The sequence below is a fragment of the Halochromatium sp. genome, from assembly GCF_054919635.1.
The window spans coordinates 1-13,652 of sequence record NZ_JBUDPI010000067.1 but is presented as its reverse complement, the minus strand read 5'-3'; the positions used below and the strand labels follow the sequence as shown (position 1 = coordinate 13,652).

Annotated in this window: 15 protein-coding genes; 7 read left to right on the top strand and 8 right to left on the bottom strand. The window is 60.1% G+C overall.

Annotation, left to right across the window (positions count from 1 at the left end):
* The 4 genes from ACY693_RS06270 to ACY693_RS06255 form a co-directional block, all read right to left on the bottom strand.
* Positions 1–712: sodium/proton-translocating pyrophosphatase (locus tag ACY693_RS06270; RefSeq protein ID WP_462320974.1), on the bottom strand; the 712-nt coding region annotated here is incomplete at its 3' end.
* A 158-nt stretch (positions 713–870) separates the two neighbouring features.
* The gene (locus tag ACY693_RS06265; RefSeq protein WP_462320973.1) at positions 871–1,656 is read right to left on the bottom strand and encodes a hypothetical protein; all 786 of its coding nucleotides are present in this window, start codon (positions 1,654–1,656) and stop codon (positions 871–873) included.
* A gap of 366 nt (positions 1,657–2,022) precedes the next feature.
* The gene (locus ACY693_RS06260; protein WP_462320972.1) at positions 2,023–3,909 is read right to left on the bottom strand and encodes a methyl-accepting chemotaxis protein; all 1,887 of its coding nucleotides are present in this window, start codon (positions 3,907–3,909) and stop codon (positions 2,023–2,025) included.
* Between the two features lie 54 nt (positions 3,910–3,963).
* Entirely contained in the window at positions 3,964–4,335 is a 372-nt protein-coding gene (locus ACY693_RS06255; protein WP_462320971.1) for a hypothetical protein, read from the bottom strand.
* 243 nt (positions 4,336–4,578) lie between these two features.
* Here ACY693_RS06255 and ACY693_RS06250 point away from each other — a divergent pair, with 243 nt between their 5' ends.
* Positions 4,579–5,196, top strand: coding sequence for a DUF2726 domain-containing protein (locus ACY693_RS06250; RefSeq protein WP_462320970.1), 618 nt, complete (start codon positions 4,579–4,581; stop codon positions 5,194–5,196).
* A 64-nt stretch (positions 5,197–5,260) separates the two neighbouring features.
* Here ACY693_RS06250 and ACY693_RS06245 read toward each other — a convergent pair whose 3' ends face one another.
* From ACY693_RS06245 to ACY693_RS06235, 3 genes are all read right to left on the bottom strand, one after another.
* Entirely contained in the window at positions 5,261–5,605 is a 345-nt protein-coding gene (locus ACY693_RS06245) for a Rieske (2Fe-2S) protein (protein WP_462320969.1), read from the bottom strand.
* 14 nt (positions 5,606–5,619) lie between these two features.
* On the bottom strand, positions 5,620–6,720 hold the full coding sequence (locus ACY693_RS06240) for an anthranilate phosphoribosyltransferase (RefSeq protein WP_462320968.1): 1,101 nt from the start codon (positions 6,718–6,720) through the stop codon (positions 5,620–5,622).
* A gap of 223 nt (positions 6,721–6,943) precedes the next feature.
* Positions 6,944–7,828, bottom strand: coding sequence for a carbon-nitrogen hydrolase (locus ACY693_RS06235; protein ID WP_462320967.1), 885 nt, complete (start codon positions 7,826–7,828; stop codon positions 6,944–6,946).
* 215 nt (positions 7,829–8,043) lie between these two features.
* Here ACY693_RS06235 and ACY693_RS06230 point away from each other — a divergent pair, with 215 nt between their 5' ends.
* The 5 genes from ACY693_RS06230 (at position 8,044) to ACY693_RS06210 (ending at position 11,370) form a co-directional block, all read left to right on the top strand.
* A complete protein-coding gene (locus ACY693_RS06230; protein WP_462320966.1) occupies positions 8,044–8,448 on the top strand; it encodes a type IV pilin protein in 405 nt (134 codons plus the stop codon).
* A gap of 2 nt (positions 8,449–8,450) precedes the next feature.
* Positions 8,451–8,963, top strand: a complete 513-nt coding sequence (locus ACY693_RS06225) for a GspH/FimT family pseudopilin (RefSeq protein ID WP_462320975.1) — start codon at positions 8,451–8,453, stop codon at positions 8,961–8,963.
* Positions 8,964–9,025: 62 nt separating this feature from the next.
* Positions 9,026–9,649: a PilW family protein gene (locus tag ACY693_RS06220; protein WP_462320965.1), complete on the top strand. Its 624-nt coding sequence runs from the start codon at positions 9,026–9,028 to the stop codon at positions 9,647–9,649.
* Positions 9,650–9,659: 10 nt separating this feature from the next.
* On the top strand, positions 9,660–10,862 hold the full coding sequence (locus tag ACY693_RS06215) for a PilX N-terminal domain-containing pilus assembly protein (protein ID WP_462320964.1): 1,203 nt from the start codon (positions 9,660–9,662) through the stop codon (positions 10,860–10,862).
* Positions 10,852–11,370 carry a prepilin-type N-terminal cleavage/methylation domain-containing protein gene (locus tag ACY693_RS06210; protein ID WP_462320963.1) on the top strand — a complete coding sequence of 173 codons (519 nt, stop codon included), beginning with the start codon at positions 10,852–10,854 and terminating at the stop codon, positions 11,368–11,370. Before ACY693_RS06215 ends, ACY693_RS06210 begins: the two co-directional genes overlap by 11 nt.
* Positions 11,371–11,472: 102 nt before the next feature.
* Here ACY693_RS06210 and ACY693_RS06205 read toward each other — a convergent pair whose 3' ends face one another.
* Positions 11,473–12,726, bottom strand: coding sequence for a cytochrome c family protein (locus ACY693_RS06205; protein ID WP_462320962.1), 1,254 nt, complete (start codon positions 12,724–12,726; stop codon positions 11,473–11,475).
* A gap of 351 nt (positions 12,727–13,077) precedes the next feature.
* On the opposite strand from ACY693_RS06205, the gene ACY693_RS06200 reads away from it, so the two are divergent.
* A partial coding sequence (locus ACY693_RS06200; protein ID WP_462320961.1) for a cytochrome c3 family protein occupies positions 13,078–13,652 on the top strand: 575 nt, incomplete at its 3' end.

The window sequence follows — 13,652 nt, the reverse complement described above, 5'->3', positions numbered from 1 at the left end:
TCATGGCGCCGCAGTAGGACTCGAAGATGTCCGAGCCCATCCCGGCGACGTCACCGACGTTGTCGCCAACGTTGTCAGCGATGACGCCCGGGTTGCGGGGGTCGTCTTCTGGAATGCCCGCTTCGACCTTACCGACGAGATCGGCACCGACATCGGCGCTCTTGGTGAAGATGCCGCCACCAACGCGGGAGAATAGCGCTACGCTCGAGGCGCCCATGCCGAAGCCGTGAATGGCGTGGGCGGTCTCCGGGTCGCCACCGAACAGCAGATACAAACTGCCAAGACCGAGCAGTCCGAGCGAAGCCACTGCAAGGCCCATGATCGAGCCGCCGAAGAAGGCGACCGTCAGCGCCTCGGCGGGGCCCTTGGTATGGGCCGCGACGGTCGTGCGCACGTTGGCTTGGGTGGCGGTGCTCATGCCGATGAAGCCGGCGAGCGCAGAGGTGAGGGCGCCGACCACGAAGGCGACGGCCGTCTTCCAGCCAAGGAAGATGAAGAGCACAACGACGAGCACGCCGGCAAAGATGCCGAGCATGCTGTATTCGCGGCGCATGAAGACCATGGCGCCAAGGTGGATGGCATCGCCGATGGCGGCCACCTTGGACTCGCCTTTCGGATAGGCCTTGATGGCACGAAAGATGATATAGGCCACTAGGAGGCCAAGTACCCCGAACAGCACGGGTATCACGGGTATCAGAGCAGTGAGGCTCATGGTGAAATTACTCTCCCTCTCGCTCGAATCATTCTCGACTCATTGTCGTTATCTTGGAAAACGCCGAGCTGCCGATTGGCAGCGCGACGCGATGACTCTGCGGCGTGCTCACTGAGGCGAGCAGCCACGCCGCCTTTGATGCCATGACTTTGATGCCATTACATGGCGCGCCAGAAGCGATAATTGCTTGCCTCAATCTCCGCCCGTGAGGGGATCGGGAAGAACCGCGTCGATTCCTGGGAGGCGAACATGAAACCGTGGCGAATCAGCTTGTAAGGAATGGTTTCGAAGGCGCTGTCGAGCCGTAGTCCCTTGCTTTGCTTACCTGGTTCGTCGCGCATCTCCATGATGGCAGCGCGCAGGTTCGAAGGATGCAGGCCGGGAATTGGCGCATGCATGGTCGGGCGACCCTCGAACTCTTCCAGGAAGTGTTCGATATCAAGCTCGATCTGGGTATAAAACTGCTTTGGCGCGCCTTTCGGGAAGCTCGGGTCGGTGATGTACTTCCCGAATGCGGGGAAGTCGAGACGCGACATCACCAGCATACGCAGCGGAGCGATCTCGGCGTAGATCCGCAGGAAGCCCTCTTCGTGCGTCTTGTCATATGGCGCGGCATTGAGCTCCAGGGTGTACCCCTCTGGCGTACTCAGAAACAGACGCTGGATGGCGTCGAGATCAATATGCTCGAGGACGCGATAGGTCGAGATGAAGATGGTCGCCTTGGGCCGGCCATCTGGGTGTGGCTTGAGTGCCGCGAGCGCATCATCGATCTTGAAATACCGATGGCGGTAATTGACATCGATCTCAGCGAAGGCAACCTTGCCGGCGTAATAACGCACTGAGCCAGCCGTGTAATGCTTGGCAAAGGCCTCCGGGTCCAATTGTGACGCGACCAGTGCTGGATTCGGGGCCAGGATCTGGTACAGATGACTGTCGTATTGCATGCTCTCTTCCCCTGGGTTGGGCGTCGGCTAGCCGCGCGCAGCGCTAAACCCGAGCGGTGCCGACGAGACCTTTTTCGATTGGGCCACCAGCGCGATCAAGAATGCGCTCTAGATGGCACCGGTGCCGCGGCCTCAGATTGCGGCCGAGCCGGGCGATGACAGGGCTCCCTTTGGGTCGTTTTGGGAAAGCGCTGGATTATGCAGTATTTTCGAACCGGGTGTTCCTGTGCAATTTGACCCTCATCATGGCGCCGTGGCTTTCGTCGACCGGCCAGACAGCAAGCGGCCGACAAGGCTTGAGCCCTGTCGGCCGCTTTGAGGTGCTGCTGATTGATTGGCGGCTAGCTCGGCCGGCGTTCGTTGGACTCAGAAATCATCGCTCCTGGGCTGTGATTGCAACAACGGCGGTTGACTGGTCAGTGCCCGACGCTCATCGCTCGAGCCGGCCTCGGTGTCCGTTGAGCGAACGCCGTCGACCAGATAGCGCAGATCGTCGACGATCCGCTTCAGCTGTGCGGCCTGATTGGCCAGCTCCTCACTGGCGGCTGCGGACTCTTCGGCATTCGACGCGCTGATCTGGGTGACCTTGTCCATCTGCGAGACCGCCAGGTTGATTTGCTCAACCCGTCGGGCTTGCTCGTCGCTGGCCGTGGCGACCTCGCTCATCAGCTGCGTGACCTGAGTGCTTGCGGTGACCGTCTCTTCGAACAGCGAGACCATCTCTTCGGCAACGGCCTTGCCCAGGTACTTCTCCAGCTCGTTCGAGACATCCTTGATACGGACCGTGTTCTCCTGCGCCGACTTCATCAGCTCGTTGGTGTTCTTGACCTCCTCGGCACTGCGTTGCGCGAGCTTGCGGACCTCGTCAGCAACCACGGCAAATCCCTTACCTTGCTCGCCAGCGCGTGCTGCTTCCACGGCCGCGTTGAGCGCCAGCAAGTTGGTCTGGAAGGCGATGCCATCGATGGTGTTGACGACCTTTGCGGTGCTGTTGGTGCTCTCCTCGATGGCCTTGATGGCAGTGTCGAGCTTCTGTAGGCGCTGCCTCACCTCATCGGCAGTGGCGCGCGCGGCTTTGACGCCCTGATCTGCTTTCTCATTGGCTGTACGGCTTAGGGTATCCGCTTCGCGCGCATGCTCTGCGTTCTGGCGCGTGCCGGCCGCCATCTCTTCGACACTGGAGCTGGTCTCCTCGAGGCTGCTCGCCTGCTCACCGGCGCCTTCGGCCATCTGCTGGCTGCTGATGTTGACGTGACCACTCACCGTCGCAACCTGCTCGCTGCCCGCTTGCAGGCCCTTCACCACGCGATTGATCGGACCCACGATCGAGCGCGTGATGAGCCATGCGAGCACGACGCCGAGGATCAAGGCGATGAGGAGACCAACCAAGACCACCAGGCTACTGAGGCTGAGACTTTGTTTCGACTGATTGGCGATGCGCTGGGTGGCGGACAAGCCTGCTTCCGCGGTTGCTGTGCATGCGGCAGTCAACTCGGTACCCGCTCTGGTTCGAGCGCGCGAGAGCTCCTCGTTCTCTCGCCAGTTCGAGACTAGGGACTCCATCGCCTTGCGGTAGCCGCCGGCTGCGGTGCTGACGCGCTCGATCTTGGCGAGCAGCTCGCTGTCGCTGACGCCCTGTCTCAGTTGCGACAAGAGCTCTTGGATCTTTGGCATGTTGTTCGTCAATGCCTGTTCGACAAAACTCAGGTCATTGAGGGCTCGTCCCTTAAAGGTGCTAACCCGTGCCTCATTGCCGACATCGATGATGTTATTGGCAAGCGTGATATCGCGATGTCGCCCGCTCATGTCGGCGGCGAGCGCTTCGATCTGACGATCAAGAAAGGCCTTAGAGGAGCTGACGAAGGTTGCGGCTTCTCGATCCATGGCGTCACGCAAGGTGGCGAGCTGTTGCTCGCTAGCCGCAAAGCCTCGATCGGATTGTCTGCCAAATGCCTCGATCGAGGCCTGGTACTCGGCAGCACTCTTAGCGATAGCATCGAGTTTGTCGATGTCGTCTTGGCTGCGTGTGATCGGTCGGATCGAATCGATCTTAGGCGGTATCTGCTGAAGCTGCTCAATGGCCTCGCGGCGCAGGGCGGTTTGGCCACTGGCTTGCGCCTTGAAGTTGGCAACGCGCGCGCTCGAGCCGAGCTCGACGACCCGTGTCATGACCTCCACCTTGGTGGTCCGCTCGTCCAGCGCCTGCTCGAACATCCGGTTCTGGGCGGCCAGGAACTCGTTTGCGGCCTCCATGTAGTCCGACGCGTTGGTGTCGAGCTGTTGCTGATTGGCCTCGAACGCTTCTTGTTAGGTATTGCGTGCTTGCTGCGCAGTATCTAGCTGAGAAGCCAGTGTTTTCAGGTGTTTGGAGCTCTCACTGAGCTCTCTCGCATCGGTGAGCGCTTCGTCGAGCAGCCCTGCCTCGGTCTCGGCCTCGCGCCAGTAGCTATCGATACCTGTCAGACCATACCCGCGCATCGCATACATCAGACCGTTCGAAGCAGCACGTAAGCGGGTGGCAACCTCGACTTCGGGAACATACTCCTCAGTTAACATGACTGACTGACCTCTTACGGTCAGCATGTTGAATGTCGCAATACCGCCCAGCACCGCTGTAATCGCGATTAATGCTGCAAAACCCAAGATGATCTTGCTGCTGAGCTTCAGATCTTGAAACATGTTACTTCCTATCATTGTTAAACCGACTAGGCTTCTGGAGCCCGTCGATTACCTCTTTGAAGCGCGTGCATCCGGCGATAACTATAGCCTACAACCTGGGTGATCATAAGGGCGTTGCGCCCTTAGGCTCTGCTGTTTCCATGGTACAGGTCCGTACCGCTGTCGTCTGTGTCGGCTCGGCCTGCTGTTTCAGTGACGCCTTCGGCGCCGGAGTTTGGACCTGTTATTGCTGAGGATGCTGTATTGACACCCTTGTATCTCCTGCTCGTGCTGGCGGCCTTGATCCTGCTGGCGATGCTGTTCTTGTTACTGCAAGGGCGGGGCTCAGGCTTACGCGGTGAGCCGTTCGAGCGGCGAGCCTTGCTGACGGAGGATGAGCAGCGTTGCTACCGAATGCTCTCGGAGGCGGCTGGCGATGCCTATCGGGTCTGCCCAAGGGTGGCGGCACAAGCCCTCTTGCGGCCAAGGCCGCGTATCGGCAGCAAACAACGGCGATTGGCACAGCGGCTCTTGGACACGGGTTGGGCCGATCTTCTGATTTGCTCGGCGTCTGATCTCTATCCGTTGGCCGCGGTTTGGGTTAAGCAGAGCAAGACCCGTCGCATGCAACGTCGGGCTTCAGCGCGCTTGCACGCTGCATTCTCTGCAGCGGGCATGCCAATGATTGAGCTAACAGCGGGCGAGCTGCCAACTGCAGAGCGATTACGCGAGCTGGTTGCTGAGGCCGTCGCCATGGCTGATGTACGCTTGGTCGCTGATGCGGAGCCGATAGGCGGCGCTGATGAAGATGAGCTTCTATCGGAGTTGTCGGCGGCGATGCGCGACCACCACAGCCCGCTTGGACATCAAGGTCGAGACTAAGCGGGTTGTTAAGCCAGGCCGCGAGCCGGAGCGCGCGGGCCTGGGGTTTGGTGTGATTGTTGGTCTAGCTCGAACGAGTTGCTGAATTGGTTGCCGAGCTGGGGTCGAGCCAGAGCCGACCATCGGTCAGCTCAAGCCGGTAGGTGCGGATCGGCTCGTCGGCCGGCTCGTCCTCGGGAACACCGGTCTCGAGGCTAAAGCGGCTGCCGTGCAACGAGCACTTGATGCGCGCGCCATCGAGGCAGCCATAGGACAGTGGATAGTCCTCGTGGCTGCAGTTGTCTTCAACCGCATAGAAGCGGTCCCCGACCCGGGCGATGATGTAGGGCTTGTGCGCGACCTCGACCCGGATGAACTTGCCGGGCTGGATCGCGTCGGCCTTGGCGACCTCGATGAAAGGGGATTCCATGATCGGTCTCCGACTCAGCGCAGGCGGCGAGCGGCAGCGCCAGAGTCGAGCACGGCGCGGATGCGATCGGCGCCGGCGGCGATGGTCTGCTCGCGTCCCAGGTGCCAGAGAATCAGAGCGCCGGCGAAGACCAGGCTATCGTAGGTCGGGCCGCGCTGGCCTTCAAGGGCGGCCATCCCTGCCTGAGCGGCAGCCTTTGCTGTGGCCGGGACATCGACGGCGACGGCAATATCGTCACCCGGGCGGCTGCTGGTCGGCAGGTCTTCTGGCAAGGGGACGGCGCGCATGTTCTGCTCGATGCCGATTGCTGCCGGGTCGATACCGAACGACTGCTCCTCGCCGAACTGCTGGTAATTGAAACAGACCCCGTTCTGGCGCAGCGAGGGCACGATGCCTCCCTCGACGCCGCGCACCAGGAGCGCTGAGTCATAGCCGGCGTGCCGAGCGAGTAGGGCGTAGATGCGCGGATAGGGCTTGTGCACGTAGCCAGTGACCAGATGGGTCTTCTTGCGACCGTGGATGGGTCGCGCCATGACCTCGACTGTGGTGATGGCCTGACGCTTGACGATGGTGCCACGAAGCGGTACCAGGTCATGCAGTTTGGGGGCAAAGGCGCGCTGATCGATGTAGGTCCAGCCGATGCTGGGGTCTGAAACGCGCGCGGCGGCATCGGCAGGGCTGAGATCGACCGGGAGCCCGGCCGCTTCTAGCACATGACGATGGGTGACGCCGAACTTGGGTCCAACCGCATCGACGCCATGCGAGATGGCTGGCACGCCACATTCGGCCAGGATCGGCGCTAGGAACGGTGAGGCTGGCAGGCAGCGGTTGTAGCCGTCGTAGGGGTCGGCGAGGTCGACCACCTCATCGACCTCGGCGACGACATGCTGGGTCGCATCCCGGACGGCGTCGAGGATGCCGCGCTGCTCATCATCGGTTTCGCGCTTCATGCGCAGTGCGATCAGAAAGATTCCGGCCTGGACCGGGTCGACAGCGCTATCCAGGATGGCATTCATGCCCAGGCGTGCCTCGTCCATCGAGATGTCCTTCGACAACTCCGGGCCAGTGGCAATGCGTTGGAGGATGGAGCGCATCGAGCGTTGGGTTTCGTTCATCAGCGGAGACATCTCGTAGCAGACTTAAAAGACGGGACTGAGAAGATGAGACTGAGACGTTGGTCGAGTAAGGATCGACTGGGCAGCATCAGCGCCAGGATCAGTTGCCAGGGGGCCAGCCTCAGATTCAGCGCCGGCCCCCACCGCCGGCCCCCAGCGCTGGTGGGCCGAGCCCAGCGACCCAACGAAGCTCGGGGTTGATCCGGCTGGCTTCAAGGCACCGTTAATCGCGCCAGCGCTTCAGGAGATCGCCGTAGCCATCGATACGCCGATCGCGTAAGAAGGGCCAGATGCGACGCACCTGCTCGCCGCGGCTGAGGTCGATCTCGGCGATCAACAGCGACACCTCATCGGCAGGAGCGCGCGCCAGTAGCTCGCCTTGGGGGCCACAGATGAAGGAGTTGCCCCAAAACTGGATACCGTCCTCGGGCGCCGTTGCCTCCGGTGTTTGCTCGAAGCCCACCCGGTTACAGGCTAGCACGGGGAGGCCGTTGGCGATGGCATGACCGCGCTGCACCGTCATCCAGGCATCGAGCTGTCGCGCCTGCTCCGCAGCGTCATCTCGGGGGTCCCAGCCGATCGCGGTCGGATAGAGCAGCAGCTCGGCGCCAGCCAGTGCCATGAGTCGCGCAGCCTCTGGAAACCACTGATCCCAACAGACCAGCACACCGAGGCGGCCAATGGCGGTGTCGACCGGCTCGAAGCCAAGATCGCCGGGCGTAAAGTAGAACTTCTCATAGAAGCCCGGATCATCGGGGATATGCATCTTTCGATAGACGCCGGCGAGGCGACCATCCGCGTCCAAGACCACCGCGGTGTTGTGATAGACCCCGGGCGCGCGGCGCTCGAAGACCGAGCCGACGATGACCAGACCGTGCTCGGCAGCCAAGGCTCCAAGCCATTGGGTCGTTGGTCCTGGCACTGGCTCCGCTCGGTCGAACTCCGCGGTATCTTCGCGCTGGCAGAAGTAGGGGCCATTGTGGAGCTCAGGGAGTAAGAGCAGCCGGCAATTGGCCTCAGCGGCGGCGCGACAGGCGGTCGCGATACCATCTCGGCTCGTCTCAGAGGGATCTTCTTGCCTTGCTTGGAGCAGAGCGAAATTGGGCACGATTGTCCTCGGTGAGCTGTGATGAAACGGCTTTGGTCAACGTTCGGTAAGCAGTAGTGATACTAGGTCGCGACATCAAGCGGCGACTCGCCTCTTCGCAATCTTCATGCGTCGGATGAGACGTGCGAGCTGATGAGACAGGAGCTGTGCGCGAGGGCGCCACCAATATTCGCTGCGAGGATTACCATCAATACAATGTTTGGAGGTTTTCAATGATGGCAACGCGGAGCCTTGGAGCTGGGTTCACGCTGATCGAGTTGATGATCGCCCTCGTCATCATCGCTCTATTGGCTGGTCTAGCCCTTCCATCCTATCTCGACTCGATCCAGCGGGCCCGTCGCGGAGATGGGCAAGCCAGTCTGCTGCGCCTGCAGCTGGAGCAGGAAAAGTGGCGCGCGAACAATCTCTCCTACAGCTCCTCGCTGAGCGATCTTGGTCTGGGCGGCAGCTCGGCCGACGGCTTCTACAGCCTGGCCATCACCTCGGCCAATGCAACCGGCTTCACGGCAACCGCAACGGCAACCAGCAGCCAAAGCAGCGATACGGATTGTCTCACCCTGACCCTGGTGCAAACGGGAGCCAATACGACCACAACCCCGGCTGAGTGTTGGCGGAAGTGAATATGTCCATCACGCGGGCTGGATTCACACTGCTAGAGCTGCTGGTTATCGTTAGCATCATGTCGATATTGGCGGTTGTCGCCGTTCCAGCCTTTATCGACCTTCATGACCGCTATCGTCTCAAGGGTGTGGTCGATACGCTCTATGCGGATCTGCAGTTTGCCCGTTCTGAAGCAGTGCGCAGAAACGACGATGTCTTTGTCGGGTTTGCGGCCGGCGCAAACTGGTGTTATGGACTCGATTCGCTCAGCGACTGTGCCTGCGACTCGGCAGGGGATTGCGATATCAAGACCGTCAGCGCTGCAGCCTATCCCTCCGTCACACTCTCGAGCATCACCTTCTCCGGTGATACAACATCCTTTAAGCCCCGTCTCGGCACCGTCTCGGCCGGTGGAACACTGGTTCTTGAGTCAGCGGAAGGTAAGCAGGCTCGAGTCGTCGTCAGCCCGCTCGGCCGCGTTCGCCGTTGCTCGCCGAGCGGCTCCGCCAATATCGCGTACTACCCCTCATGCTGAATAGCAACGCAGCTCTTAGCAGGGTCGGTCATGCTCAGCAAGGCGAGACCTTAGTCAGTCTGATGTTGGGCATGACCGTCGGCATGATCGTCGTTGCCGCAGTGGTCGCCATGCTGGTCTCCACGCTCAGCTTGAACGCCCGAGCCCTCAATGATAGCTACCTGAATCAAGAGCTGAAGGCGATCATGGATATCATGGTGCGCGATATTCGTCGCGCCCAATATAGCGCGGCCTCTGCTGCTAGCGTTGGAGGATCAGCCTGTGCCCATGAGTTCGTCTGCGGCCTAGAAGACTGGATGGTCGAGGATGCACGGATCGAGTATACCTACGATGAGAATGCGAGTGGCAGCCAGGACAATGATGAATGCTTCGGCTTCCGCCATCGCCTGTCCTCTGGGGTCGGCAAGGTCGAGAAGAAGTACAGCTGTACCCCAACCTGGCAATCCCTGAGCGACGCCAACGCCGTCGACATCGACGACTTGCGTTTCTCTGCTGGTATTGCCTGTATCCCATCGGGTAGCGCTTTCCTGGCCATTCGCGAGGTGAAGATCTACCTGGAAGGCTCTCACGCTGGTACCACGCGCTGGCTGTGCCAGAAGGTCCGGGTCAAGAATGATCTGCCAAGCGCGACCTGCGCCGCCACAGCGATGGCCACAAGTGCTCCCTTCAATCGCTGCCCGCCCTGAGGTTAATCCCATGCTCCAGATGATGACAGGTCGGCACCGGCAACGTGGGATTGCAACCTTGGCGATCTCTCTGATTATTGTCTCCGTTGCCTCTGTCGTCACCATTAACGCCTCGAAGGGTATCCTGTTCGAGCAGAAGACGTCGTCCAACCAGTTCTGGGCAACGCTGGCCCATGAGGCGGCACAGGCCGCCTTGGAAGAGGCGCTTGCCTGGGCGCAGGGCATGGAGATACCTGATCCCATGCCCAGGAGCTGTCCAAGTCCCGTCAATCCCCATGTTCTGGCCTGCTGGGCGGATGACACCTCTGTCTGGTCGAGCAGCGCGACCGACCTTGCGCTCGGCGATCGCACATCCAATGGGGCCCTGGTCACTGGCTTCGACACCAGCGTCCATTTTCAGCGAGAAACACTGCCGCTCTCCCAACTCAATTTGGTCCAGGTCATCGCTGAGGCGATTAGCACCTCTGACGCGACGATCAAGGCACAGGTACGCCAGACCCTCTATCTGCCTACGATTGCGGTCAATATCGTCGGTGTCGGTGCACCCAATGCTCCGCTTGTTCTCAATGGTTGTTTCTATGAAGCAAAGGGCAATCCGGACATCTACCCTGGCGGAACCGACAACTTGGCCTTAGCGACGCTGTACAGCGACGACCTATGCGATGACTGGGGGCATATGGACCCGCATGGTGGCGATACGCAAATCAATCTGCCAGCAGCCTCCGTCTGGGATCTGCTATTCCCGGGCCTCAGTCAGGAGCAAATGAAACTGATCTCTGATTTTCAGGCCGGCCAGGGACTCAGTGATGCATCTACACCAAGGCGAACGGTCTATTGGGTCGATTCTCCGTCTAACTGGCAGGATAGCCTAGGCAGCGAGTCAGAGCCGGTGATCCTGGTTTTTTCGGATGCTGCCTGCGCTAGTGGCTGTCCAAAATTAAATGGCAATCCGACCATCTACGGAGTGGTCTACTTCGACACCGATATCAATGACAACGGCGTCCAGAATGAGGCGTCGGAGGTGGAGCTGGCAAACGGTTGGGGTGGGCTTGAGCTGTATGGGACACTCGCGATCGAGGGAGGGGTTAGTGACATCAATTCCAATTCCGAGTTCTATTACCACGACGGCGTTAACGCCGCGCTGGATATCCCAAGTCCACTTTCAAGCCTGACAACTGCGGCTCGGCTACCTGGAGGCTGGCGTGACTATTGAAGAAGCGCCAAGGATGAAAACGGGTCCGAGTATCCGTGGCTTCAGCCTGGTCGAGGCTCTAATAGCCGCCGTGATCCTTGGGGTTGGCCTGATCGGATTGGCCAAGCTTCAGACCATCATCATGGGCTCGAGCGGCCTAAGTCAGCAGCGCAACGAGGCGGCTCAGATCGCGCAGGATAAGATCGAGTACTACCGTGGCTATTCAAGCTTGCCGACTACCCCGGGTCAGCTCGCCTATGCTGATATTGTCGATAGCACAAGCACGGAAACTCTGACAGGGGTCAATACCCGTTATTCACGGAGCTGGACGACAGTGGAATGCTGTTTCGACAACACAGGCGCTCCCATCTGCCCGGCGGCGAGCTGCGCGTCGATGATGCGCTTTAAGCAGTTGGCGGTCACCGTCGCCTGGACCGACAAGACCAATGAGGAGCATTCGGTGGTGTTGCGCACCATCATCGGCAAGCTTGACCCTAACCTGGACGCCGGCTTAGTCAGTAGCCCATGAGTCAGGGATCAGTCCTGGGCATGGACAAAAAAAAGCCGCACCAAAAGGTGCGGCGACGAGTGCACGCAGCGGCGCTTTGGCCGCCGTCGTGCCGATCAGCATCTAATTGACTGCAACATCCTCCTCGTATTCGGCGATCAACACCGGGTCGGTGAGGTCGGTTGGTAGATGGTTGAATTTCTTCACCAGTCCGGGCCAAAGCAGGTTGTAGAAAAGCTCGCCGCGGACCAGGACAACACCTTCAGCAGGGATCTCATAGGTGAGCTCACGCTCTTCGTGCGGCTTCAGTCGCGTGTCGTCACCAGCTTTGGTAGCCGTGGGCGGTGGCGCTGGCATGCCTTCATCGTCGGCAAGCGCGTATGAGAGATAGGCTTGTGGGTCTGACTCGGCAGGATGACCTTCGGCATTCTGCCAGACGACATTGCCCTGATCGTCGTATGCCGCGAGCTTGATGTAGAGGTTGCGGAAGGGGGCGCCGGTTGGCATGGCGTGCGGTAGCTGGTTCTTCAGGTAGACCGTTGCCGTGAGGTTATCGCCTTCTTGCTCGGTGCTGACGTCGAACACGACGGCGCGCTTGAGCATGGCCGGGTCATGGCCGCCGCCCATGCTGTGGTCCGCGATGCCATTGGCGATCGGCATGTGGCAGGAGAGGCAGTTGACCTCTGAGCCGCTCGCGATGTACTCATTGCCCGTCTGGCAGAGTGGGACGCCATGCGGATTGTTGCGCTGGTCGTGGCAGCCCATGCAGGCATCGGAGGTCTTCATTAGGCGCGGATTGGCTTCCATCGGTAGCGCTGGGACCTCTTGCCCTTCGTACTCCACTGGCTCGCCGAGGTGCGGATTCGGTGTCTGCGAGCTTTCGCCAAGGCCAGCACCACCGAACAGGTCATCGCCTGCGGAGGCAAGCTTGCCGACGCCATCTTGGATGCCCGCCGGCGCCTGCAGGGTATCGGCGACGTCATAGGCCTTCAGGCCAAGCTGCAGCTTGCCATCCTTGCCCTCGATGCCCTTGTAGCTCTTGAGCGTGTGGCAGGCAACGCAGTTTACGCCCTCGCTGTAAGCGGCCATCGCATCGAGCTTGGTGGTCTTGTCGATGGCCGCGTTGGGCGCATGGCACTGGAGACAGATCGGATACTTGCCAGATGCCTTGTGGAGCACGCCTTCTTCGGTCGGCGAGCCAACGACCATCTGATAGAAGGTGCCGTGGATCGGGTCCTTGAGCGCCGTGCTTTGGGCATGCATCGAGCCCTTCCACTGCTTGTAGATGTCTTGATGGCAGCTCGCGCAGACCTCGGCAGACACATGATGGATCGATTCGCCTTCGCTCGCGATGACGAAGCTGGGAATGCCTATCATTACAAAGACCAGGCTAGTGACGACGGATTGAATGCACGTGGAACGTGACATCATCAGGATCCTCCTTATTGAGTTCTCGGGTTCTGGTTATCTCGATCTGTAGCGACTGCAATAGTCGACTCACATTCTTTCGTGCATGACCGCTCGAGAACATGCGTCACGTCAATACTCTACGTTGCCGAGTTTTCCTGTTACTGCTGTAATCTTCTCGACCAATCGTGCCTGAGACACCTTGGCCTAACACTTTAGATTAGTGAATTAGAGGATAAGTATCCGCTTATTCCGTGGTGCTTAGTGCTCAATGTTGATCTCGATGACACCCGTTGCACCGCGACTATGAGGCTTCACCCAATGATGCTGTTTCCATACTGGCTGCCCGGCGCGTTAACCAGAACCCTGTTGTTTATCCTCTTAATCGGCAATTTGGGCCAGGCGGTGGCCGCTAAGGTCGCATTGGACCCGGACAGCTGGGGGCATGCAGCAGGCGATAACTGCGTGAGCTGTCATGAGAAGGCCTCGCCGGGATTGGCGCAGCAGTGGCATGACAGTGCGCACAAGGTGGCCGGCGTCAATTGCATGGACTGTCATCAGGCCGAGCAGGCGGACCGGGATGCGATCGAGCATGAGGGACAGATCATCGCGACCATCGTGTCGCCAAAGGACTGCGGACGCTGTCACGAGCAGGAGTACAAGGAGCAGGCCGGTTCGGTGCACGCCGAGGCCTATGCGATGATCGAGGAGCGTATCCCTGCGCTGGCCCACAATGTCACCGGCTCGGCGATGCAGGCAGCCGGGTGCGATCAGTGTCATGGCTCGCTGGTCAAGGTGCGGGGCGATGGCTCCTTGGACCCGGCGACCTGGCCGAACTCAGGGATTGGCCGGATCAACCCGGATGGCTCGAAAGGGTCCTGCTCGTCCTGTCACGG